The following is a 24,715-nucleotide window of genomic DNA, read 5'->3' on the forward strand; positions in this document are numbered from 1 at the left end:
GCTCGAGCGGGCCTGGGCCCGCAGCCCGGCGACGTCGATGCCCACCGGCACCACGAGCGGCCGGGGCGCGGTCAGGCCGGCGTCGAACAGCCGCAGGCCCTGCGCGGCGTCCAGCGCCGTCATCCCCGACCGCGCCATCCGCGCGAAGTCGGCTTCGCCGAGGTCGCCGGTCATCCCGCTGGCCTGCGCCCACAGGCCCCACGCCAGCGAGACGGCCGGGTGCCCGGCGGCGCGGCGGCGGGCCGCGAGCGCGTCGAGGAACGTGCTGGCCGCGGCGTAGTTGCCCTGCCCGGCGCTGCCGAGCAGGCCGGACACCGACGAGAACAGCACGAACGCCGTCAGGCCGAGGTCGCGGGTCAGCTCGTCGAGGTGCACCGCCGCGTCGGCCTTCGGGCCGAAGACGGTGTCGATCCGCGCCGGGTCGAGCGCGGTGATCACGCCGTCGTCGAGCACGCCCGCGGCGTGCACCACCCCGGCCAGCGGCGCGTCCGACGGAACCCGGGCGAGCAGGTCCTGCACCTGGTCGCGGTCGCCGACGTCGCACGCCACCACCTCGACGCGCGCCCCCAGCTCCCGCAGCTCGGCGCCGAGGTCCGCACCGCCGCCGCGGCGCGAGACCAGCATCAGGTCGCGGACGCCGTGTTCGGTCACCAGGTGCCGGGCCACCAGCGAGCCCAGCGTGCCGGTGCCGCCGGTGATCAGCACCGTGCCCTTCGGGCCGAACGTGCAGGGGAGGTCGCCGGCGGACTCCGACGTCCCGGCCGCCAGCCGGGGCACGAGCACCCGCTCGTCCCGGACGACGATCTGCCACTCGCCCGCGTCGGTGACCGGCGTGACGACGTCCGGCGGCAGGTCGCCGTCGGTGCCGAGGTCGGCGAGCAACACGCGGCCGGGGTTCTCCGTCTGCGCCGCGCGCACCAGGCCCCACACGGCCGCCGCGACCGGGTCAGCGGTCTCGGTGGCCACGGCGTTCCGAGTGGTGACGACCAGCCGGGTGTCCTCCCGGGCCGGGTCGGTGAGCACGGTCTGCAGCGTCGTGAGGACGTCGGCGAGCACGGTCCGCACCCGCCGCGGTGTGGGCTCGCCGTCTTCACCGGCGCCGGGCCGCAGCACCAGCCACGGCGGGGCGCCCGCCTCGGCCAGATCCGCCGGACCGTCGAGGAAGACGGCGTCCACCGGCGGACCGGCCGGGACCGGCAGCACCGTCCAGTCGATGCCGAAGAGCCCGTCGGTCCCGCGGTCCGGGCCGGTCGTGAGCTGGTCGGGCGAGACGGGCCGGGTCACCAGCGAGCCGACCGAGAGGACCGGTTCACCCGCGGTGTCGGCGAGGTCGATCGCGACGCCACCGTCGGCCGGGGTGAGCCGGACGCGGACGGCGCCGGTGGCCGTGGCGTGCACCGCGACACCGGTCCACGCGAACGGCAGCGAGACTTCGCCGCTGTCCCCCGGCGCCAGCATGGGCGCGTGCAGGGCGGCGTCGAGCAGGGCCGGGTGGAAGACGAACCCGGTGCCGCCGGCCTGCGGCGGCAGCGTCACTTCGGCGAAGATTTCGTCACCGCGCGTCCAGGCGGCGGTCAGGCCGCGGAAGGCGGGGCCGTAGTCGTACCCGCGGGCGCCGAGGGCGTCGTACAGCTCGCCCACCTCGATCGCTTGCGCGCCGGCGGGCGGCCACTCGCGCAGCCCCGCACCGGCGGGCACCGTGGTTTCTGCGAGCGTCCCGGAGGCGTGCCGGGTCCAGTCCGCGCCGTCGGTCTCGGGACGCGAGTGGATCACGACGGTTCGGCGGCCGTCCGGTTCCGCGGCCGCGCCGACGACGACGTGGACGCGCAGCGCGGTGGTCTCGGGCACGAGCATCGGCGCCTCGATCACCAGCTCCTCCAGCACCGACGCGCCGACCCGGTCGCCGGCCTGGACGGCCAGCTCGACCAGCGCCGCACCCGGGACCAGGACGACGCCGTGGGCGGCGTGGTCGGCCAGCCACGGGTGCGTGGCCAGTGCGAGCCGCCCGGTCAGGACGACACCGCCGGTGTCCGGGTCCTCGACCGCGGCACCGAGCACCGGGTGCGCGAGCGCCGTCTGACCCAGCCCGGCCGCATCGGTGGCGGCCTGCGGCACCAGCCAGAAGTGCTCGTGCTGGAACGCCGACGTCGGCACGGCCGCGACCGACCCGGTCGCCGGGCTCGCGGGCCACCGGACGGCGACACCGCGGACGAACAGCTCGGCGAGGGACTCCAGGAACCGGCCCCGGTCGCCCTGGCCGCGCTGCAGGGTGCCGCACACGACGGCGTCACGCACTCCCGCGTCGTCCAGGGTCTCCCCCAGCGCGGTGGTCAGGACCGGGTGCGGCCCGACCTCGACGAACACCCGGAACCCGCGCTCGGCCAGCGTCCGGGTAACGTCGGCGAACCGCACCGGGTGGCGCATGTTCTCGTACCAGTACCGGGCGTCCAGCTCCTCGCCGTCGACCCACTCGCCGGTCGTCGTGGACAGCAGCGGGGTCTCGGCGGTACGCGGTGAGAGGTCCGCCAGCGCCGCGAGGACGCGCTCGCGCAGCAGCTCGACCTGGGCCGTGTGGGCGGCGAAGTCGACGCCTTCCGGCCGCCAGCGCATGATCCCCGCCTTGGCCAGCCGGCGTTCGACGGTGTCGATCGCCTCGGATTCGCCGGACAGCGTGACGGAGTCGGGTGCGTTCACCGCGGCGATCGACACCCGGTCGGCCAGGTCGCCGAGCAGTGGCTCGACCACGTCGGCCCCGGCCAGCACCGACAGCATGGTGCCGTGCCCGGACAGCTCGTCGCGGATCAGGTTGCTGCGTACGGCGATCACCTTCGCGGCGTCCTCGAGGGACAGCGCCCCGGCGACGCAGGCCGCGGCCAGTTCACCCTGCGAGTGGCCGACCACGGCGTCAGGTCGCACGCCGGCGGCCTGCCACAGCGCGGCCAGCGAGACCAGCACCGCCCACGACACCGGCTGGACGACGTCCACGCGGTCCAGGCCCGGCGCACCGGGTGCCCCGGCGATGACGTCGGAGAGCGTCCAGTCGAAGTGCGGCGCCAGCGCGCGTTCGCACTCGGCCATCCGGGCGGCGAACGCGGGCTCGGTGCCGAGCAGGTCGCGGCCCATGCCGGCCCACTGCGTGCCCTGGCCGGGGAAGACCAGCACGGTCCCGCCCGCGGTGGCCGGGACGACGGCCCCGGTGCGCACCCCGGTCACCGACCGGCCGCCGGCGACGCCGCGCAGGCCGTCGATCGCCGTCTCGACGTCGCCGGCCACGACGACCGCGCGGTGGTCCCACGCGGCTCGGCCGGTCAGCAGCGTGCGGGCCACCTCGGGCAGCGACGCGTCCCCGTCGGCGGTCAGGAAGTCCGCCAGGCGCTCGGCTTGCGCGGCCAGGCCACGGGCCGAGCGTGCGGACAGCACCACGGGCACCGCTGTGCCGTCGCCGGCGTCGGCCGGGGCGGGCGGCGGGCCCTGTTCGATGATGACGTGCGCGTTGGTGCCGGAGACGCCGAACGACGACACGCCGGCGCGGCGCGGACGGCCGGGCTCGGGCCAGGCGACCTCGTCGGTCAGCAGCCGCACGGCACCCGACTCCCAGTCCACTTTGGACGAGGGCGTCGTGGCGTGCAGTGTGCGCGGCAGTACGCCGTGCCGCATGGCGAGAATCATCTTGATCACGCCCGCGACACCCGCGGCGGCCTGGGAGTGGCCGATGTTGGACTTGAGCGAGCCGAGCCACAGCGGCTCGTCGCGCTCCTGGCCGTAGGTCGCGATGACGGCCTGCGCTTCGATCGGGTCACCGAGCATGGTGCCGGTGCCGTGGGCCTCGACGGCGTCCACTTCGGACGGACGCAGGCCCGCGTTGGCCAGCGCTTGGCGGATGACGGCCTGCTGAGCCGGGCCGTTCGGCGCGGTCAAGCCGTTGGACGCGCCGTCCTGATTCACGGCCGTGCCCTTGACCACGGCCAGTACCGGGCGGCCTTCGCGGCGCGCGTCGGACAGCCGCTGAAGCACCACGACGCCGACGCCCTCGGCCCATCCGGTGCCGTCGGCGTCGTCCGAGAACGACTTGCACCGGCCGTCGGCCGACAGCGCGCCTTGGCGGGAGAACTCGACGAACGTCGACGGCGACGCCATCACCGTCGCGCCACCGGCCAAGGCGACCGAGCACTCGCCGGAGCGCAGCGACTGGGCCGCCAGGTGGATCGCCACCAGCGACGACGAACACGCCGTGTCCACCGTGACGGCCGGGCCCTGCACACCGAGCACGTACGACACCCGGCCCGCGGCGACACTGCTCGCCGAACCGGTGCCCAGCAGGCCTTCCAGTTCCGCGGACCGGACGCCCGCGCCGTAACCCTGGTACATCAGGCCGGTGAAGACGCCGACGTCCTGCCCGCGCAGCGACGTCGGATCGACTCCGGCGCGTTCGAGAGCCTCCCACGACGTCTCCAGCAGCAGCCGCTGCTGCGGGTCCATGGCGAGGGCCTCACGCGGCGAGATGCCGAAGAAGCCGGGGTCGAACAGGCCCGCGTCGTGCAGGAAGCCGCCGGAACGGGTGACCGAGCGGCCCGTCGCGTCCGGGTCGCCGCCGAGCAGCGCCCCGAGGTCCCAGCCGCGGTCCTCGGGGAACGCCGACACGGCGTCGCGGCCCTCGTGGACCAGGTCCCACAGGCCGTCCGGGGTCGCCACGCCGCCGGGCAGCCGCACGCCCATGCCGACGATCACGATCGGGTCGTCGGCAAGCGCACCGGCCGCCGCCGTCACCACACGGACGTCGTCCTCGCCGACCAGTTCGCCGAGCAGGTGCCCGGCGAGCGCGGCGGGGTTCGGGAAGTCGAACACGACCGTCGCGGGCAGCGTGACACCGGTGGCCGTGCTCAGCCGGTTGCGCAGTTCCACCGCGGTCATCGAGTCGAACCCGGCGTCGCGGAACGCCGTCGAGACGGCCATCGGGTCGGTCCCGCCGAGCACGACGGCGGCTTCGGCGCGCACCAGGTCGGTGAGCAGCGTGCGTTGCGCGTCGGCGTCCAGACCGGCCAGCCGGGACAGCACGCCGCCGGCCGCCGTGGTCCGGTCCGCCGGGCGGCGGACCTTGCCGACGATCTCGCGCAGGGTCGCCGGCAGCACGCCGGCGCGCGCGTGGCCACGCAGGACCGGCAGGTCCAGCGCGAGCGGTACCAGCACTGCGCGGTCGGCGGCCAGTGCGGTGTCGAGGGCGCGCATGCCCTGCTCGGCGTCGATCGCCTTGATGCCCGACCGCGCCATCCGCGCGGTGTCCGCCGCGCCGAGCCCGCCGGTCATGCCGCTGCCCTCGGCGGCCCAGAGGCCCCAGGCCAGCGAGACCGCCGGGTGCCCGGCCGCGCGGCGGCGGGCGGCGAGGGCGTCGAGGAACGCGTTGGCCGCCGAGTAGTTGCCCTGCCCGGCGCTGCCGAGCGTGCCGGCGACGGAGGAGAACAGGACGAACGCCGCCAGGTCCAGGTCGCGGGTCAGCTCGTCGAGGTGGCTCGCCGCGTCGGCCTTCGGGCCGAACACCGTGGCCAGCCGGTCCGGGTCGAGGGTGCCGATCATGCCGTCGTCCAGCACGCCGGCGGTGTGCACGACGGCCGTCAGCGGCGCGTCGGCCGGGACGGCGGCCAGCAGCCCGCGGACCTGGTCACGGTCGGAAACGTCGCAAGCCACGACGTCGACCCGCGCACCCAGTTCCCGCAGCGACGCGGCCAGTTCGGCCGCGCCGTCGGCGGCGAGCCCGCGCCGGGAGGCGAGCACCAGGCTGCGGATCCCGTGCGTGGCGACGACGTGCCGGGCCACGACCGCGCCCAGCGCGCCGGTGCCGCCGGTGATCACGACCGTGCCCGCCGGATCGAGGGTGGCGACGTCCGTCTGTTCGGCATTGACGCGGTTCAGACGCGGGACCCACACGGCGTCGTCGCGTACGGCGACCTGCCACTCCTGCGCCGACGCGGCACCCGCGAGGACGTCCATCGGCGCGTCCCCGGTGTCGAGGTCGGCCAGCAGCACGCGGCCGGGTTCCTCGGCCTGGGCCGCGCGCACCAGCCCCCACACGGCGGCGAGCACCGGGTCGGCGACGGTTCCGGCCGCGTCGACCGCGCTGTGGGTGACGACGGCGAGCCGCGCGTCCCGCAGGTCCGGGTCGGCCAGGAACGCGCGCAGCACGGCCAGCACGTCGGCCGTCGCCTCGCGCAGTGACGTTCCGTCGGCCACGGGCAGGACGTACCAGTCGGCGCCGGTCAGGTCGTCCGGGCCGGCGATGCCGCGCACGACGCCGGGTTCGGCGACGGCCGGTTCGGCCCAGGGGACCCAGTCGAGGCCGAACAGCAGGTCGTCACGCCGCGGCGTGACGACCTGCAGCGGGCGGCTCACCACGGACGCCACCGACAGGACCGGCGCCCCGGTTTCGTCGGTCAGGTCCACCGAAATGCCGGAGGCGGCCGGGGCGACGCGCACGCGCAGGCGGTCCGCGCCCGGCGCGTGCAGCGCGATCCGGTTCCAGGCGAACGGGACGCCGAGGGCGCCGCCGCTCTCGGCCCCGGCGAGGAAACCGGCGTGCAGGGCGGCGTCGAGCAACGCCGGGTGCAGGGTGAACCCGCGCGCCTCGGCCGTCTCGGGCAGGGTCAGTTCGCCGAAGGTCTCCGGGCCGCGGCGCCAAGCGGCGGTCAGCCCCTGGAAGACCGGGCCGTAGTCGTAACCCTGCTCGGCGAGCAGGTCGTAGAAGTCTTCCAGGGCAACGGGTTCCGCGTCCGCGGGCGGCCACGCCGTGGCGTCCGGCAGGGCGGCGGGCACGGTCGGCGTCAGGTAGCCGGTGGCGTGCCGGGTCCATTCGACGTCCACAGTGGACACGTCGTCGGGCCGCGAGTGCACCGCGACCGCGCGGCGCCCGAGGTCGCCGACCTCGGCGACGACGACCCGCAGGTCCAGGGCGCCGGTCTCCGGGACGAGCATCGGCGCCTCGATCACGAGCTCGTCGAGCATCGGGCAGTCGCCGTACGCGCCGGCCCGCAGCGCCAGCTCGACCAGCGCGGCCCCCGGCACCAGCAGCACGCCGTCGACGACGTGGTCGGCCAGCCACGGCTGCAGTTCGCGTGAGACGCGCCCGGTCAGCGCGAAGCCGCCACCCGGGATCTCCACGACCGCGCCGGCGAGCGGGTGGTCCAGCGCCGCCTGGCCGAGACCGGCGGCGTTGCCGCCGGTGGCCGGGCGCACCCAGTACTCGGTGTGCTGGAACGCCGTCGTGGGCACCGGAACCGCGCGTCGCGGCCCGGCGAGCAGCGCGGACGTGTCGACGCCGGCGTCGCGCACGAACAGCTCGGCGAGCGCGGTCAGCGCGGTGGCCACCTCGGGCCGGTCGCGCCGGGTCAGCGCGACCGCCGGGGCGCCGGCCGCCGCGACCAAGGCCGACAGCACCGCGTCCGGGCCGAGTTCGAGCACCAGCGCGGGCGAGCGCCCGGCGACGGTGGTGACGACGTCGGCGAACCGCGTCGTCCGGCGCGCTTGGGCCGTCCAGTGGTCCGGCGAGCCCAGGTCGTCGGCGAAAGTGCCGGTCACCGCGGAGACGACCGGAATGGCCGGCGACCGGTAGGTGAGCGTTTCGGCGACGACCCGGAACTCGTCGAGCATCGGGTCCATCAGCGCCGAGTGGAACGCGTGGCTCACCGTGAGCACCGACGTCTTGCGCCCCTCGGCGGCGAGCCGGCCGGCGACGGCGTGCACCGGCTCGTGCGCGCCGGAGAGCACGACCGACTCGGGCCCGTTGACCGCGGCGATCGAGACGTGCCCGTCGACCGCCTCGATGGCCTTGAGCGCGTCGCCCTCGGTGGCCGCGACGGCGACCATCGCGCCCCCGGCGGGCAGCGCCGACATCAGCCGGCCGCGAGCGGCGACCAGTTTCGCCGCGTCCGCCAGCGAAAGCACCCCGGCGACGTGGGCCGCGGTCAGCTCACCCAGCGAGTGCCCGGCGAGCAGCTTCGGCCGGACGCCCCACGAGCGCACGAGCCGGAACATCGCCACCTCGACGGCGAACAGCCCGGCCTGGGTGAACGCCGTGTCGTCCAGCAGCGCGGCCAGATCGGTGCCCGGCTCGGCGAACACCACGTCCCGCACGGCAGGCCGGCCGTCGAGGTGCGCGTCCAGCGCGCCACAGACCTCGTCGAATGCCTCGGCGTACACCGGATAGGCGTCGTACAGCTCGCGTCCCATCCCGGGCCGCTGCGCGCCCTGGCCGGTGAACACGATCCCGACACCCGAGGTCTCGGGATCGACCTCGCCGCGGACGACGCCGGGGCCGTCGACGGCGGTCAGCCCGGCCACGGCGGCGTCGCGGTCACCCGCGAGCACCACGGCGCGGTGTTCCCACACGGCCCGCGACGACAGCAGCGAACCGGCCACGGCCGTGAGGTCGTGACCCGCCTCCAGGTGCGCGGCGACCCGGGCCGCCTGCGCGGTCAGGCCGCGCCGGGAGCGGGCCGACACCACGACCGGGACGATCGCCGGCGCATCCGGCGCCGCCTCGACCACAGCGGCGGGCGCCTGTTCGACGATCACGTGCGCGTTGGTGCCGCTGACGCCGAACGACGACACCGCCGAGCGACGCGGCCGGCCCAGCTCGGGCCACGCCGTCTCTTCGGTCAGCAGGCGTACTGCACCGGCCGTCCAGTCCACTTTGGACGACGGCGTGTCGACGTGCAGGGTCTTCGGCAGCAGCCCGTGCCGCATCGACAGGACCATCTTGATCACCCCGGCCACGCCGGCGGCGCCCTGGGTGTGCCCCACGTTGGACTTCAGGGAGCCCAGCCACAACGGCGTTTCCCGGTCCTGGCCGTAGGTCGCGAGCACGGCCTGCGCCTCGATCGGGTCGCCCAGTGTCGTGCCCGTGCCGTGCGCCTCGACGGCGTCGACGTCCGCTGCGGCCAGTCCGGCGTCGGCCAGCGCCTGGCGGATGACGGCCTGCTGCGCGGGCCCGTTCGGCGCGGTGAGGCCGTTGGACGCGCCGTCGGAGTTGACCGCGCTCCCCCGGACCACGGCCAGCACCTCACGGCCTTCACGGCGCGCGTCGGACAGCCGCTGCAGCACCAGCACCCCGACGCCCTCGCCCCACGCGGTGCCGTCGGCGGCCTCGGCGAACGACTTGCACCGGCCGTCGGCGGCCAGGCCGCGCTGACGGGAGAACCCGATGAACGGGCCTGGCGTCGCCATCACCGTCGCGCCGCCGGCCAGCGCCATCGTGCACTCACCCGAGCGCAGCGCCTGCGCGGCGAGATGGATGGCCACCAGCGACGACGAGCACGCCGTGTCCACCGTGACCGACGGGCCCTGCACCCCGAGCACGTAGGAGACGCGCCCGGCGGCCGCGCCGCCCGAACCGCCGGTGCCCAGCAGACCTTCCAGGCCGTCGGCCTGGGCGCCCATGCCGTAGTCGTAGTACATCAGGCCGGTGAACACGCCGACCCGCTGCCCGCGCAGCGACATCGGGTCGATCCCGGCGCGCTCCACGGCCTCCCACGACGTCTCCAGCAGCAGCCGCTGCTGCGGATCCATCGCCAGGGCTTCCCGCGGCGAGATGCCGAAGAACGCGGGGTCGAACTGCCCGGCGTCGTGCAGGAAACCACCGTGGCGGGTGTAGGTCTTGCCCGCGGCGTCCGGATCGGGGTCGTAGAGGCTCTCCGCGTCCCAGCCACGACCGGACGGGAACTCGGTGATCCCGTCCCCGCCGCGACGCAGCAGGTCCCACAGGTCTTCGGGCGTGGCCACCCCACCGGGCAGCTTGACGCCGATCCCGACGATGGCGATCGGGTCGTCGGCCGCCGCCGTGCGCACCGCGACCGCGGTACTGGGGGCTTCGGGGGCCGCGTCGCCGGCCAGTTCACCGTGCAGGTGCTCGGCCAGGACGGCCGGGCTCGGGTAGTCGAACACGACGGTCGCGGGCAGCGTCACGCCGGTGGCGGCGGTCAGCCGGTTGCGCAGCTCGACCGCGGTCAGCGAGTCGAACCCGGCGTCGCGGAACGCTTTCGCCACACCGATTCCCGCACCACTGCCGAGGACGACGGCGGCTTCGGTGCGCACCAGCTCGGTCAGCGCGGCCAGCTGCCCGGCGGCATCGAGGCCGGCGAGCTCGGCGAGCAGGCCGGTGGACGCCGACGCCGCCTGGGCGGTCCGGCGGCCGCGGCCGGCCACGCCCCAGAGGATCGACGGCAGGACGCCCGCACGGGCGTGCCCGCGCAGTACCGGCAGGTCCAGCGCGGCCGGCACGAGCACGGCGTCGTCGGCGGTCAGCGCCGCGTCGAGCAGGCGCAGGCCACGGGCGGCGTCGAGCCGGGTCATGCCGGAGCGGTCGACGCGGGCGTCGTCGGCCTCGCCGAGGCCCGCGGTCATGGTGCTCGCCTCGGCCCACATGCCCCAGGCGAGGGACACGGCCGGGTGCCCGGCCGCGCGGCGGCGGGCGGCCAGCGCGTCGAGGAAGGCGTTGGCCGCGGCGTAGTTGGCCTGCCCGGCGCTGCCGAGCACCCCGGCGACCGAGGAGTACAGGACGAACGCGCTCAGGCCGAGGTCGCGGGTCAGCTCGTCGAGGTATACCGCCGCGTCGGCCTTCGGGCGGAACACGGCGTCGACGCGGGCGGCGTCGAGGGCGTCGAAGGTGCCGTCGTCGAGCACGCCGGCGGTGTGCACCACCGCCGTCAGCGGCGCGGTCGCCGGGACGTCGGCGAGCAGCGCGCGGACCTGGTCGCGGTCGGCGACGTCGCACGCCACCAGCCGCACCTCGGCGCCGAGGTCGCGCAGCTCGGCGGTCAGCTCCGCCGCGCCGGGCGCGGCCGGGCCACGCCGGGAGGCCAGCAGCAGGCTCCGGACGCCGTGGACGGTCACCAGGTGCCGGGCCACCAGGCCGCCGAGGGTGCCGGAGCCGCCGGTGACGAGCACCGTCCCGGCCGGGTCGAACCCGGCGGGCCGGTCGGTGTCCGGGAGCGTCTTTTCCAGGCGGGGCACCAGGATCCGGCCGTCACGGACGGCGAACTGGCTCTCCCCCGCCTCGATCGCCGCGGCCAGCGCACTGCCGACGGTGTCCTGGGTGTCGGCCAGCACGAGCCGGCCCGGGTTCTCCAGCTGGGCCGAGCGGATCAGGCCCCAGACCGCCGCGGCCGCCGGATCGGCCGGGTGCGCACCGAGCGGGTCGACGGCGCCGTCGGTGACGACGATCAGCCGGGCGGCTCGCCACCGGTCGTCGGCGAGGAACGCCTGGACGGTCTCGAGCACGCTGGTGACCGCGGCCCGGGCGTCGTCGGGGAGCTGCGCGGTGGTCACCGGCAGCAGGAGCAGATCCGCTTCACCCTCGCCCGCCAGGTCGGCGGGGCCGGTGATCGTCTTCGTGGGGACGGCGTTCTGTTCACCGGCCGCGGGCAGCTCCGTCCAGGAAACCCGGTAGAGGGCGCCGATCCCGGGTCCGGCGTCGAGCTTCGCGGCGGTGACCGGCCGGCTGACCAGCGAGCCCACCGACAGCACCGGCGTGCCCGCCGGATCGCTCAGCTCGACCGCCATCCCGCCGTCCGCGGCGGGGGTGACGCGGACGCGGACCGTGGTCGCGCCGGTGGCGTGGACGGCGACGCGGTTCCACGCGAACGGCAGTTCGATGCCGTCGCGCTCGCCCGAACCGGCGGTGACGAGCGCGGTGTGCAGGGCCGCGTCGAACAGGGCCGGGTGGATCGCGAACCCGTCGTCGGACGCGGCTTCCGGCAGGACGACCTCGCCGAACAGCTCCGGCCCGTGCGACCAGACGGCGGTCAGGCCCTGGAAAGCCGGCCCGTAGCCGTAACCGTGGTCGGCGAGTGCGGTGTAGAAGCCGTCGAGGTCCAGCGGGAGCGCGCCGTCGGGCGGCCAGACCGCGGGTGCCGCGGCGGCGGCCGGCACGGCGGTGCCGAGGAACCCGGCCGCGTGCCGCGTCCAGCTCGCGTCGCCGGTCTCCGGGCGGGTGTACACCGAAACCGCGCGGCGACCGGTCGCGTCCAGCTCGCCGACGACGACCTGCAGGCGCAGCACGGCGTCCGCGGGCAGCAGCAGCGGCGCCTCGATGACGAGTTCGTCGAGCACCGGGCAGCCCACGTCGTCACCCGCGCGCACGGCCAGCTCGACCAGCGCGGTGCCCGGCAGGAGTACGACCCCGCCGATGGCGTGGTCGGCCAGCCACGGCTGCAGGGCCTGCGACAACCGGCCCGCCAGTGCGACGCCGTCGGAGCCGGGCGTGTCCAGGACCGCGCCCACGAGCGGGTGCGCGGCCGGCGTCAGGCCCAGCGCCGCGGCACTGCCGGACTCCTGGGGCTCCAGCCAGAACCGCCGGTCCTGGAACGCCGTCGTCGGCACCGGAACCAGCACCCGCGACGCGGGCAGCAGCGCGGTCCAGTCGACGTCCTCGCCGCGGACGAAAACCTCGGCCAGCGCGCGGATCGCCGCCGGCACCTCGGGCCGGTCGCGCCGGGTCAGCGCGACCGCGGCGGGGGCGCCGGGCAGCGCGCCGGCGAGCCCGCTCAGGACGCCGTCCGGGCCCAGCTCGACCAGCAGCGACCGGCCGGCCAGCGCGCCGACGGCGTCGGCGAACCGGACCGGGCGGCGGACCTGCTCGACCCAGTGTTCGGGCGTGGCGCAGTCGGCGGTGACGGACACCATCGAGACCACCGGGATCGTCGGCGGCCGATACTCCAGCGTCTCGGCCACGGCCGCGAACTCGGCCAGCATCGGGTCCATCAGCGGCGAGTGGAACGCGTGGCTGACGGCCAACGTCTTCGTGCGGCAACCGCGGGCCGCGAATGCGTCGGCGACGGCGACGGCGTGCACGGCGTCGTGTTCACCGGAGATCACCACGGATTCCGGCCCGTTGACGGCGGCCAGCGACACGCGGCCGTCGAGCGCGGCGACGACGTCCTCTTCGGACGCGGCGATCGCGACCATCGCGCCGCCGGCAGGCAGTGCCGACATCAGCCGGCCGCGGGCGGCCACCAGTTTCGCGGCGTCCGCCAGGGACAGCACCCCGGCGACGTGGGCCGCGGTGATCTCGCCCAGCGAGTGGCCCGCGACCGCGCGCGGCCGGACGCCCCACGAGCGGACCAGCGCGAACATCGCCGTCTCGACCGCGAACAGCCCGGCCTGGGTGAACACGGTGTTGTCCAGCAGCGCGGCGAGGTCGGTACCCGGCTCGGCGAAGACGACGTCGCGGACCGGCGGGTGTTCCGGCAGGTGCCGGTCCAGTTCCGCACAGGCCGCGTCGAAGGCAGTGGCGAACACCGGGAACGCCGCGTGGAGTTCCCGGCCCATCCCGGCGCGTTGCGCGCCCTGGCCGGTGAACAGGACCGCGACACCGGCACCGGCGTGGTCCACTTCACCCCGGATGGCGCCGCCTTCGCGCAAGACGGTCACGGCCTGGCCGGGATCGTCGGCGAGCACCACGGCGCGGTGTTCCCACGCGGCCCGGGCGGACACGAGTGAACCGGCGACGTCGGTGATCCGGACGTCCGGTGTCGCGGCCAGGTGCGCCGCCAGCCGTTCGGCCTGTGCGGCGAGACCGGCTTCGGAACGGGCCGAAACCACCAGCGGGACCGGGCCGACGGGCTCGGCGGGCCGGTCGGCGGCCTCGGCGTGCGGCGGCTGTTCGAGGATGACGTGGGCGTTGGTCCCGGAGACGCCGAACGACGACACGGCGGCCCGGCGCGGGTGGCCGGTCTCCGGCCACGGGGTCTGCTCGCCGAGCAGCCGGACCGAGCCCGCCGTCCAGTCCACATGGGACGACGGCTCGTCCAGGTGCAGGGTCTTCGGCAGCACGCCGTGCTCGAGGGCCAGGATCATCTTGACCACGCCCGCGACCCCGGACGCGGCCTGGATGTGACCGAGGTTCGACTTCAGTGCGCCGAGCAACAGCGGCTGGTCGTCGGGCCGGTCCTGCCCGTAGGTCGCCAGCAGCGCCTGAGCCTCGATCGGGTCGCCCAGCGTCGTCCCGGTGCCGTGGGCTTCGACGACGTCGACGTCCGAAGTGGACAGTCCGGCGTTGGCCAGCGCCTGACGGATCACGGCCTGCTGCGCGGGACCGTTCGGGGCGGTCAAGCCGTTGGACGCACCGTCGGAGTTGACCGCGGTGCCCTTCACCACCGCCAGCACGCGACGGCCTTCGCGCAGCGCGTCGGAGAGGCGCTGGAGCACGACGACCCCGGCGCCCTCACCCCACGCGGTGCCGTCGGCGGCCTCGGCGAACGGCTTGCAACGACCATCGGGCGCGAGACCACGCTGGCGCGAGAACTCGACGAACGTCGCCGGGGTCGCCATCACGGTCACGCCGCCGGCCAGGGCCATCGAGCACTCACCCGAACGCAGCGCCTGCGCCGCGAAGTGCATCGCCACCAGCGACGACGAACACGCCGTGTCCACCGTGACCGACGGGCCCTGCACCCCGAGCACGTACGACACCCGTCCGGCGACGACGCTGGTCGTCGAGCCGGTGCCCAGCAGGCCGTCCAGCCCGGTGGTCCGCGCGCCCAGCCCGTAACCCTGGTAGGCGGCGCCGTGGAAGACGCCGATGTTCTTGCCGCGCAACGAAACCGGTGAGACGCCGGCGCGTTCCAGGGCCTCCCAGGACGTCGTCAGCAGCAGCCGCTGCTGCGGGTCCATGGCGAGGGCCTCGCGCGGCGAGATCCCGAAGAACTCCGGGTCGAACAGCCCGGCGCCGGTCAGGAAGCCGCCGTGGCGGACGTAGGTCTTGCCGGAGGCGTCCGGATCGGCGTCGTAGAGGTCGCCGAGGTCCCAGCCGCGGTCGGCGGGGAACGGCGCGATCGCGTCACCGCCGTCGAGCAGCAGCTCCCACAGGCCTTCGGGGCTGTCGATGCCGCCGGGCAGGCGCAGCGCGGTCCCGACGATGACGATCGGGTCGTCGTCGACGGCGGTCGCGGCCGAAGCCACCGTGGCGGGCGCGGCGGACCCGACGAGTTCGGCGTGCAGGTGCCCGGCCAGCGCTTCCGGGTTGGGGTAGTCGAAAACGGCCGTGGAAGGCAGGTTGACGCCGGTCTTCACGGTGAGCCGGTTGCGCAGCTCCACCGCGGTCAGCGAGTCGAACCCGGCGTCGCGGAAGGCCCGCGACGCGCCCACACCCTCGGCGTCGCCGAGCACAACGGCGGCCTCGGCGCGGACCAGGTCGGTCAGCACCGCGAGCTGTTCGGCGGGGTCGAGCCCGGCGAGCCGGTCCGGCAGGCCGCCGGTCGGGTCGCCGTCGCGCGCGGCCCGGCGGACGCCGCCGACCAGGCCGCGGAAGATCGCGGGCAGCACGCCGAGCCGGGCGTAGTCGCGCAGGATCGCCGGTTCGAGGACCACCGGGACCAGGGCCGCGCGGTCCGCGCCGAGCGCGCTGTCGAGCAGCCGCATGCCGTGCTCGACGTCCACCGCGCCGATGCCCGAGCGGGCCATCCGCGCGGTGTCGGCGGTGTCGAGCCGCCCGCCCATGCCGACGCGGGCCCACATGCCCCAGGCGAGCGACACGGCGGCGTGTCCGGCGGCGCGGCGGCGGGTGGCGAGCGCGTCGAGGTAGGTGTTCGCGGCGGCGTAGTTGCCCTGGCCGGGACCACCCAGCACACCCGCGGCGGAGGAGAACAGGACGAACGCGGCCAGGTCAAGATCCCGGGTCAGTTCGTCGAGGTGGGTGGCCGCGTCGACCTTGGGCCGGAACACCCGGTCGACCGCGGCGGCGTCGAGCGAGGTGACGACGCTGTCCTCCAGCACGCCGGCGGTGTGCACGACGGCGGTCAGCGGCGCGGGCAGCCCGGCCAGCAGCGCCCGGACCTGCTCGCGGTCGGCGACGTCGCAGGCCACGATCTCGACGCGGGCGCCCAGCTCCCGCAGCTCCGCGGCGAGGTCCGGCGCGCCGTCGGCGTCCTGGCCGCGACGGGACGCGAGCACGACGGTGCCGCAGCCGTGGACGGTGATGAGGTGCCGGGCCACGACGGCGCCGAGCGCGCCGGTGCCACCGGTGATCAGCGCGGTGCCGGCCGGGTCCAAGGCGACGGCGGGTGGGCCGGTGGTGACCCGGGTCAGCCGCGGCACCCACGTGCCGGTGTCGCGGACGGCGAGCTGCCCGTCGCCGGCGGCGACCGCGGCGTCGAGGGTCGCCGTGTCCGGGATCCCGTCGGCGTCGGCGTCGGCGAGCAGGAGACGGTCCGGGTGTTCCGACTGGGCGGAGCGCGCCAGCCCCCACACCGCGGCGGCGACCGGGTCGACGGTCTCGTCGTCCCGGGTGGCGACGGCGTTGCGGGTGAGCAGGACGAGCCGGGTCCGGGCCCAGCGCGGCTCGGTGAGCAGCGTCTGGATCGCTCTGAGCGCGACGTCCACGGTGGACCGGACGCGTTCGGGTTCGGTGCTGCCGGTACCCGCGGGCACCGGCAGCAGGACGTAGTCCCCGGCCGTGGCCGTCTCGGTGAGTTCGGTGACGACCTGCGACGTCGAGTCAGACGCGGCCGAAGGCACGTCGAGAGGTGTCCAGTCGACGCCGAAGAGGACGTCGGTGGAGTTGGTGGCGGCCGCTTCCGTCCGCTGGTGGCGGACCGTGGCGGCGGTGAGCACGGGCAGGCCGTCGGGGTCGGTCAGGTGCAGCGCGACGCCGTCGCCGGCCGGGGTCAGCCGGGCCCGCACCGCGCGGGCGCCGGTGGCGTGGATCGCGACGTCGGTCCAGGCGGCCGGGGTCAGCGGGGCGGTGCCGGGGTCGGTGACGAGCACCGGGTGCAGTGCGGCGGCGAGCAGCGCCGGGTGGATCGCGAAGCCGTCGGCGGACAGCGTTTCGGGCAGCGTGAGTTCGGCGTACAGCTCCGAGCCGCGGCGCCACAGGGCGGTCAGGCCGCGCAGGGCGTCACCGAAGTCGTGGCCGTCGTAGCACCCGGTCAGGTCGACCGGTTCCGCGCCGGACGGCGGCCATTCGCCGGTCACGGCGGCGGGTGTGGAGACGCCCGCGCCGAGCCGGCCGGTGGCGTGCTTGGTCCAGGCCGCGCCCTCGGTGTCGGGCCGGGAGTGGACGCTGACCTCACGCTTTCCGTCGTCGTCGGCCGCGCCGACGGCGATCTGGACACGCCGGACCTCGTTCTCCGGCAACGCAACCGGAGTGTCCACAGTGAACTCACGCAGGGTCGGGCAGCCGACGTGGTCGCCGGCACGGATCGCCAGCTCGACCAGCGCGGCGGCCGGCAGGACCGTGCTACCGGCGACGACGTGGTCGGCCAGCCACGGGTGCAGCGACCGCGAGATCCGGCCGGTCAGCACCACGCCGCCGGTCTCGGGGGCTTCGACGACGGCGCCGAGCAGCGGGTGCCCGGCCGCGGTGAGCCCGGCCGCCGACACGTCGGCGAGGCCGGTGCCGGCGGGCAGCCAGTACGTCCGCTCCTGGAACGCCGTGGCCGGCAGCCGCCGCAACCGGCGTGGCCGCGGGGCGAGCGCGGCCCAGTCGACGTCACCGCCGCGGACGAACACCTCCGCCAGCGCGGTGAGCGCGGACGTCACCTCGGGCCGGTCCCGCCGGGTCAGCGCGACCGCCGCGGGCCCGCTCGGCAGGGCGGCGGCGAGTCCGCTGAGGACGCCGTCGGGGCCCAGTTCCAGCAGCACCGGCCGCGGGCCGAGGGCGGCGACCGCGTCGGCGAACCGCACCGGGCGGCGGACCTGCTCCACCCAGTAGTCCGGGGTGGACAGTGCGCCGGCGCGGTCGCCGGTCACGGTGGAGGCGACCGGGATGACCGGCTCGGCGTAGGTCAGCCGCGCGGCGACCTCGCGGAAGTCGGCCAGCATCGGGTCCATCAGCGGCGAGTGGAACGCGTGGCTCACCGTCAGGGCCTTCGTGCGGACCCCGCGAGCGGCGAACAGCTCGGCGACGGCGTGCACGGCGTCGTAGTCACCCGAGATCACCACGGATTCCGGGCCGTTGACGGCGGCGAGCGCGACGCGGTCGCCCAGCAGCGGGACCACCTCGCTCTCGGGCGCGGCGATCGCGGTCATCGCGCCGCCGGCGGGCAGCGCCGACATCAGCCGGCCGCGGGCCGCGACGAGCGTCGCCGCGTCGGGCAGGGACAGCACGCCGGCGACGTGCGCGGCGGTCAGCTCACCCAGCGAGTGCCCGGCCACGATCTCGGGCCGCACCCCCCAGGTTTCGACGAGCCGCGTCATCGCGACCTCGACCGCGAACAGCCCGGCCTGGGCGAACACGGTGTCATCGAGCAGGGCCGCGAGGTCGCTGCCCGGCGCGGCGAACACGACGTCCCGCACCGGCGGCAGCCCGGTCAGGCCCCGGTCCAGCTCGGCACACACCGCGTCGAACGCCTTGGCGTACGCGGGGAACGCGGCGTACAGCTCCCGGCCCATCCCCGGCCGCTGGGCGCCCTGGCCGGTGAAGAGCACGGCGATACCGGGTGCGGCCGGGTCGGCGACGCCTCGGACCACGCCGGTGCCGTCGAGGGTGCGGAGCCGTCCGACTGCCTCGTCGGCGTCGGCGGCGAGGACCACGGCGCGGTGTTCCCACACCGTGCGTGAGGCGAGCAGCGAACCGGCGATGGCGCCGAGATCTGTGCGTCCGGTCAGATGGTCCGCGAGCCGCTCGGCCTGGTCGTTCAGACCGGTTTCCGATCGAGCGGACACCACCAACGGCATCAGTCCGACGCTGGGCTCTTCGTCCACAGTGGATTCGGGAGCGCCTTCGAGGATGACGTGGGCGTTGGTGCCCGAGACGCCGAACGCCGATACCGCCGCGCGGCGCGGCCGGTCGAGCGCGGGCCACGGCGTCGGCTCGGTCAGCAGCCGCACCTCGCCGGTCGTCCAGTCCACTTTGGACGACGGCGCGTCGACGTGCAGCGTCTTCGGCAGCACGCCGTGCTTCAGTGCCATGATCATCTTGATCACACCGGCCACCCCGGCCGCGGCCTGCGTGTGCCCGACGTTGGACTTCAGCGACCCCAGCCAGAGCGGGGTTTCCCGGTTCCGGCCGTAGGTGGCCAGCAGGGCCTGGGCTTCGATGGGGTCGCCCAGGACCGTGCCCGTGCCGTGAGCCTCCACGGCGTCGACGTCCGATGTGGACAGCCCGGCGTTGGCCAGTGCCTGCCGGATGACGCCCTGCTGGGCCCGGCCACTGGGCGCGGTCAGGCCGTTGGAGGCGCCGTCCTGGTTGACGGCGGTGCCCTTGACCACGGCGAGCACTTCGCGGCCTTCGCGGCGCGCGTCGGACAGCCGTTGCAGGACGACGACGCCGGCGCCTTCGGCCCAGCCCGTGCCGTCGGCGGCTTCGGCGAACGACTTGCAGCGGCCGTCGACGCTCAGCCCGCGCTGGCGCGAGAACCCGACGAACACGCCCGGGGTCGCCATCACCGTCACGCCGCCGGCCAGCGCCAGCGAGCACTCGCCCGAGCGCAGCGCCTGGGCGGCCAGGTGGATCGCGACCAGCGACGAGGAGCACGCCGTGTCCAGGGTGACCGACGGCCCTTCGAGGCCCAGCAGGTACGACACGCGCCCGGCCGCGACGCTCGACGCCGTCCCGGTGCCCAGCAGGCCCTCGAGGCCCGGCTCGCGCGAGCCGACGCCGTAACCCTGGAAGTACAGGCCGCTGAAGACGCCGACCGGCTGGCCGCGCAGCGATCCCGGGTCGATGCCCGCGTACTCCAGCGCTTCCCACGACGTCGTCAGCAGCAGGCGTTGCTGCGGGTCCATGGCGAGGGCTTCGCGCGGCGCGATCCCGAAGAAGCCGGGGTCGAAGTCGCCCGCGTCGTGCAGGAAGCCGCCGGAGCGGGTGTAGGTCGTGCCCTCGACGTCGGCGTCGGGGTTGTAGAGCGCGTCGAGGTCCCAGCCGCGGTCGGCCGGGAACCCCGAAATGGCGTCGCCGCCCGCTTCGAGGAGGTGCCAGAGCGATTCGGGGCTGTCGACGCCGCCGGGCAGGCGCAGGCCGGTGCCGACGATGACGATCGGGTCGTCGGTGACCGTCACTGCGGCGACCGGGGCGGTGACCACGGTGTCCACGCCGAGGATTTCGGCGTGCAGGTGCTCGGCCAGCGCGGCCGGGTTCGGGTGGTCGAACACGACGGTCGCGGGCAGGGCGACGCCGGTGGCGGTGACCAGCCGGTCGCGCAGCTCGACGGCGGTCAGCGAGTCGAAGCCGACGTCGCGGAAGGCACGCGTCCGGCCGATGGCGTCCTCGCTACCGAGGACGAGCGCGGCCTCCGCACGGACCAGCGTGGTGAGCTCGGCGTGCCGGGCAGCGGTGTCGAGGCCTTCGAGCCGGGCACGCAGCCCACTGGTGACCGACCGATCGGCGGCGACGGCCGCTTCGGCGGCGTCGATGGCGTCCCGCGCGTCGGGCAGCCCACGCAGGAACGGGCTCGGCCGCGCGGCGGTGAAGATCGGGGCGAAGCGGGGCCAGTCCATGGCCGCGACGACCACGGCGGCCCGGTCACCGCGCAGCACGCGGTTCAGCGCGGTCAGGGCCAGGTCGGGTTCCATGGTCAGCACCGCGCGCCGGCGCAGCCGTTCGGTGTCGGCCGCGGTGCCGACAACACCGGTCCCAGCCCACGGCCCCCAGGCGACGGCGAGCGCGGGCTTACCGCGGTCACGACGAGCCTCGGCGAGCGCGTCGAGGTAAGCACTGGCGGCGGCGGGCGCGGACTGCCCGGCCGAGCCCCACACGCCGACGACGGAGGAGAACAGCACAAACGCGTCGAGCGGGTGGCCGTCGAGCAGGTCGTCGAGGATCGCCGCGCCCTCGACGCGGGCGGCTACGGCCTTACTGAACCCTGCTACGTCGTGGTCGGTCAGCGCGGTCGCATCAGCGGCCGCCCCCGCGGTGTGGACGACCGCGTCGGGCGGGTACTGGGCGATCACGGCGGCGAGGGCGTCGCGATCGGTGACGTCGCAGGCCACGGTCGTGACACGGGTGCCGGTCAGGTCCGGCGCGGTGCCGCCCCTGCTGAGCAGCACGAGGTGATCGGCGCCGGCACGGGCGAGCCAGCGGGCGACGTGGCCGCCGAGCGCGCCGGAGCCACCGGTGACCAGGACGGTGCCCCGCGGCCGCCAGCCTTCGGCGTTTGTGTCCTCCACGCGGGCCAGACGACGGGCGAAGGTGCCATTCGCGCGGAGGGCGAGCTGGTCTTCGCCGCCGTTCGCGGTCACCAGGGCGACCGCGCGGGCGGGCAGGTCACCGTCCATTTCGGACGGCAGGTCGAGCAGGCCACCCCAGCGGCCCGGGTGTTCCAGCGCTGCCGCCTGGCCGAGGCCCCACAGCTGCGCCGCCCGCGGGTCGGGAGCGGTGTCGGCGGGCCCGGTACGCACGGCACCGCGGGTAACGCACCACATCCGCGCGGCGCCCCCGGCATCCGCCAGGGCTTGCACGACGACGACGAGCTGCTCCGCCCGCCGGGGCAGACACACGACGCCGTCGAGGGGCCCGGCATCAGCGATCCGCGCGGCGAGCGTGGCGCGATCCAGGGAGAGTTCGACGACGACGCCGTCAACCGGCTCGCGTCCGGCAATTCTCGCCGCGCGATCCGGCGAAGGTTCAACCGTGGCAACACCGAGGGGCCCGGCACCGGCGAGCTGGGTGCGGTCCGCCGAAACACCGGCAGCCGTCCCGGCGAAGGCTGCGGCCAGTGTGCCGTCGTCGTCGGGGTCGACCAGTACCAGCAAGCGGCCGGTCGCGGGACGGGTGGTGGGCTCGGTGATCTCGTCCCAGGTGACCTCGTAGGTCCAGTCTCGGACCGCGGAGTCGTCGCGGCGGGCCGCTCGCCAGCGGGACAAGACCGGGGGGACCGCTGCTAGCGCGGCCTGGTCGTCGGGGGCCAGCGCGGGGTCCAGCGCGGCTGCGTCGCCGGTTCGGGCTGCGCGCCAGAAGTCGGCGTCCTCGCCCTGGTCCAGAGTGGCCGTGGGTTCGGCCGTGAGCCAGAAGGGGCGGCGACGGAACGCCGTCGTGGGCAGGCGCACCGGGTGGGCCGGGCGAGGCACTATCGCGCCCCACTCGACGACGGCGCCGCGGACGAACAGCTCGGCCAGAGCGGTCAGCGCGGTCGTGGGCTCGGGACGGTCGCGGCGGGTCAGGGCGACCGCGGGCGGTGCACCTTCGACGGACTTCGCCATCGCGGTCAAAACGCCGTCCGGGCCGAGTTCCAGCAGTGCCGAGACCGGGAGTTCACCGAGAGCCGAGAGGGCATCGGCGAAGCGCACGGTTTCGCGCGCCTGGCTGGTCCAGTACTCGGGCGAGCAGAGGTCGGCGGAGAGGGCGCCGGTCACCGCGGAGACGACCGGGATGGCCGGGGGACGGTAGGTGAGTGTTTCCGCCACTGCGCGGAACTCGTCGAGCATCGGGTCCATCAGTGCCGAGTGGAACGCGTGGCTCACCGTCAGCGCGCGGGTCCGGTGGCCGCGGGCCGAGAGGGCTTCCGCGGCGGCGCGCACGTCGTCCGCCGGGCCGGACAGCACCACGGCCGTCGGGCCGTTGACGGCGGCGATCTCTACCGGTCCCCCGTGCTCGGCCAGGACGGCGCGGACCTCGGCTTCCGCCGCGGCGACGGCGACCATCGCGCCGCCCGCGGGCAGGGCCGACATGAGCCGGCCGCGCGCGGCGACCAGCTTGGCGGCGTCGGCCGCCGACCACACGCCGGCGACGTACGCCGCGGTCAGCTCGCCTAGCGAGTGCCCGGACACCACGCGCGGACGCACGCCCCACGACTCGGCGAGGCGGTACATCGCCACCTCGACGGCGAACAGGGCGGCCTGCGTGTACGCCGTGTCGTCCAGCAGCCGGGCGAGGTCGGTGCCGGGCTCGGCGAACACCACGTCCCGCAACGAGACGCCGACGTGCGGATCCACGTCGGCGCCGGACTCGGCGAGCGGCGGTACAGCAACCTGCGGATCCACGTCGGCGCCAGGCTCAGCGAGCGGCGGGACGGTCAGGTGCGGGTCGAGGTCGGCGCAGATGGTGTCGAATGCCGATGCGAACGCCGGGAACGTCTCGTACAGCTCCCGGCCCATCCCGGCGCGTTGCGCGCCCTGGCCGGTGAACACGACGCCGACCCCGGCGGAGTCGGCCTCCCCGCGCACGACACCCGGGTGAGACTCACCCGCCGCCAAAGCACGCAGGGCGGCAAGGGGGGCGGCGGCCACCACCACGGCGCGGTGTTCCCACAGCGCCCGCGACGACACCAGGGAACCGGCGACGGCCGCGAGGTCATCTTGCGATTCGAGCGCGGTCGCGAGCCGGTCCGCCTGCGCGACCAGCGCCTGCGGTGAACGCGCCGAGAGCACCAGCGGCACGATCGCCGGCGCAGCCGACGTAGGCGCAGGGGACACAGAGGCCGCCTGCTCCAGGATGACGTGTGCGTTCGTTCCCGACACCCCGAACGACGACACCGCCGCCCGGCGCGGGCGGTCCAGCGCGGGCCACGGTGTCTCCTCGGTCAGCAGCCGCACCGCGCCGGCCGTCCAGTCCACTTGGGACGACGGTGCGTCGACGTGCAGCGTCTTCGGGAGGATGCCGTGCCGAAGGGCCAGGATCATCTTGATCACGCCCGCGACGCCCGCCGCGGCTTGGGCGTGGCCGATGTTCGACTTCAGGGAACCCAGCCACAGCGGGGTTTCCCGGTCTTGGCCGTACGTGGCCAGCAAAGCGTCGGCTTCGATCGGGTCGCCCAGGGCGGTGCCCGTGCCGTGCGCCTCGACGGCGTCGACGTCCACTGTGGACAGCTTGGCCGCCGCGAGGGCCTCGCGGATCACCTCTTCCTGGGCTAGGCCGCTCGGGGCGGTCAGGCCGTTGGACGCGCCGTCCTGGTTCACCGCGGTGGCCCGCACCACGGCCAGGACCTCACGTCCTTCGCGCAGCGCGTCGGACAGCCGCTCCAGCACGAGCACACCGACGCCCTCGGCCCAGCCGGTGCCGTCGGCGGCGTCGGCGAAGGACTTGCAGCGGCCGTCGGCGGCCAGGCCGCGCTGGCGGGAGAACTCCAGGAACACCCCGGGCGTCGCCATCACCGTGGCGCCGCCGGCGAGCGCCAGCCGGCACTCCCCCGCACGCAGCGACTGGCCCGCGAGGTGCATCGCGACCAACGACGACGAACACGCCGTGTCGACGGTGACCGCCGGTCCGCGCAGGCCCAGCACGTACGAGACGCGGCCCGCCGCGACGCTGCCCGCGGAGCCGGTCGCGAGCAGTCCCTCCAGCTCCACGGGCGCCGCACCGCCGCCGTAGCCCTGGTAGGACAGCCCGGTGAACACGCCCACGCGCTCGCCGCGCAACGCCGTCGGCGCGATGCCGGCGTACTCCAGCGCTTCCCACGACGTCTCCAGCAGCAGGCGCTGCTGCGGGTCCATGGCGAGGGCCTCGCGCGGGGAGATGCCGAAGAACTCGGGGTCGAACGCGGGCGCGTCGGCCAGGAACCCGCCGGAGCGCACGTAGGACTTGCCCGCCGCGTCCGGGTCCGGGTCGTAGATCCCGTCGAGGTCCCAGCCCCGGTCGGCCGGGAACGACATGATCCCGTCGCCGCCGCGCCGGAGGAACGCCCACATCCCGGCGGGATCGGTCACCCCGCCCGGCAGCCGCACGCCGATGCCGACCACCGCGATCGGGTCGTCGGCCGCCTCGGCGGTCAGGGCGGCGTTGGCCTTCGTCAGCCGCGCGTTGTCGAGCAGCGCCTTCCGCAGCGCCTCGACGAGCTTGGCATCGGGCGTGCCCACG

General features: G+C 75.4%; 1 pseudogene. It reads right to left on the minus strand.

The window, feature by feature from the left end:
• Nucleotides 1–81 precede the first annotated feature (81 nt).
• Nucleotides 82–24,714: pseudogene (locus tag OG439_RS13095) on the minus strand (SDR family NAD(P)-dependent oxidoreductase); the annotation flags it as partial.
• Nucleotide 24,715: the final 1 nt, after the last annotated feature.

The organism is Amycolatopsis sp. NBC_01307 (assembly GCF_035975215.1).
Lineage (GTDB): Bacteria > Actinomycetota > Actinomycetes > Mycobacteriales > Pseudonocardiaceae > Amycolatopsis.